The organism is Aquiflexum sp., from assembly GCF_041749095.1.
Classification (GTDB): Bacteria; Bacteroidota; Bacteroidia; order Cytophagales; family Cyclobacteriaceae; genus Aquiflexum.
This window is the reverse complement of record NZ_JBGTCA010000214.1, coordinates 1-2,068: the sequence shown is the minus strand read 5'-3', so window position 1 is coordinate 2,068 and position 2,068 is coordinate 1. Positions and strand designations below refer to the sequence as shown.

General features: G+C 41.0%; 1 protein-coding gene. It reads left to right on the top strand.

The genetic code is table 11. From position 1 onward, the window contains the following. Positions 1 to 404 precede the first annotated feature (404 nt). On the top strand, positions 405 to 2,068 hold a 1,664-nt coding region (locus ACEW8O_RS10425), incomplete at its 3' end, for a DUF294 nucleotidyltransferase-like domain-containing protein (protein WP_373494569.1).

Genomic DNA, 2,068 nt, shown 5'->3' with positions numbered 1-2,068 from the left:
TCGGGTTTTACAACACTTACAGCCGGCTGACCAGCGAAACACAGCCATCATTATTTTAACAAACCGCCGTATACCGAACGGTACGTACGGTGGTGTGAGAGGACAGATAGGGAAATAATCCCTATCTTCCTACTCGATTTTTTTTCATCATTTTTTAGACTCCAATAGAAAATCTTTGTCCTCCAATCACTATTTTGGATAAATTGTCCATAAAAGGATTATTAAAAATAAACTGCATATCCACAAACATGCCCGAAATCGGTTAGACTAATCCAATTAAAGGGTAATAGATTAAATAAAGGTATTTTCCGACTTCTGTCTTCCCTGCCTGCTTCAGGAAGGCCTCCGATTGAAAAAAGAAAAGTAGGTTACCGGCAAGAAGGCGGATATCAAAAACAACAACCATGTCCAATGTCATTGTCAACAGAGTCAAAGAATTTTTAAAAAGATACCCACCTTTTTCCTTTCTCAGTGATTCCTCTTTGGAATTGGTGGCGAAAGGAGTGGAGGTGCGGTATTTTGTCAATGGAGAAGTTTTGTTTGAGCAGGGTGAACCTGCTCAAAACTATTTCTTTGTACTGAAGGAAGGCTCTGTTCAATTGACTGAAAATAAAGAAGGTGTTGCCAAAGTGGTGGAGGTGTGCGATGAAGGAGATGTTTTTGGTGTATTGGCATTGTTGGGGAAAAGACCTTATATATTAAATGCACAGACCAGAGAGGAATCGCTGATTTATGCTATTCCTGTTTCCATTTTTGAAAAAATTTTAGAGGAAAACAGTAGGGTCAGTCTCTATTTTGCTGCGGGGTTTGCCTCAGGACAGGTAGTGGTCAGATCGGATCTTTCCCAGTCTCAGAAAGCCCGGACTGCTTTTGCTGAAATTTCCAAGGATAATGGCCTGTTGATTTTTACGGGTCAATCTGACTTGAATTATTCCCATGAAGTATTGACTTGTCAAGCAGGACAAACTGTGGCGACCGCGGCTAAAAGCATGTCCGAAAAAGGAGTAGGGTCAATCGTGGTGGTAAATCAAAAGAAACACCCGGTGGGAATCATCACTGACAAAGACCTTCGCAACAGGCTTGTGGCAGAAATGAAAAGTTATGATACGTTAGTAGATGAACTGATGACAAGTCCTGTATTGACCAAGAGCAAAGAGGCTGACTTTTCCAGTCTTTACCTGACTATGATCAAACATAGACTTCACCACTTGATTTTTACTGAAGACGGTTCACCCCTTAGTCCCGTAACCGGGATTTTATCAGATCATGATATTTTGTTGTCCCAGGGAAATAGTCCGGCTGTATTGATCAATGCTTTGATGAACACTTGGGACGTGAAGGAAATGGCAAAAATCCGGGATAGGGCAGAGCGTTTATTGAAATATTACCTAGAGAATGAATTGGCTATGGATTTTGTAGCCAACATCATTACCGAAATCAATGATATTATCATACAAAGGGCAGTTCAGATTGGCAAAGACAAACATGATGCAGCATATCCTCAGGAATCAAAAGTAAAATTCTGTTTCCTTTCGTTGGGCAGTGAAGGAAGAGAAGAGCAATTGCTTCGGACAGATTTGGACAATGCCATTGTTTATGAAGATGTACCGGATGCAAACCTTGAAAAAACCAGGGAATACATGGTGCTGATCGGACAGGGAGTGACTGAAATTTTATTGTCCTGTGGGTTTCAATCTTGTCCTGCTGACATGATGGCCAATAATCCCAAATGGTGTCAGCCTCTTTCTGTTTGGAAAAAATATTTTTCCGATTGGATCCTTAGCCCCAATCAGGAAGCTTTGATGCATGCGGCAATTTTTTTTGATTTTAGACCTGTTGTTGGGAACAAAGGTTTGGCAGATGATATGACCCACCACATCTATGAGGAGATAGCTGGGAAAACTATTTTCTTGAATTTTCTGGCCAAAAATGCTTTGATGAATCCTCCACCTTTAGGTTTTTTCAGGAATTTCATCATGGAAAAGTCAGGCGAACACCGAGATAAGTTTGATATCAAATTGCGGGCGATGATGCCATTGGCAGACATTGCAAGGCTTTTGGTGCTGAG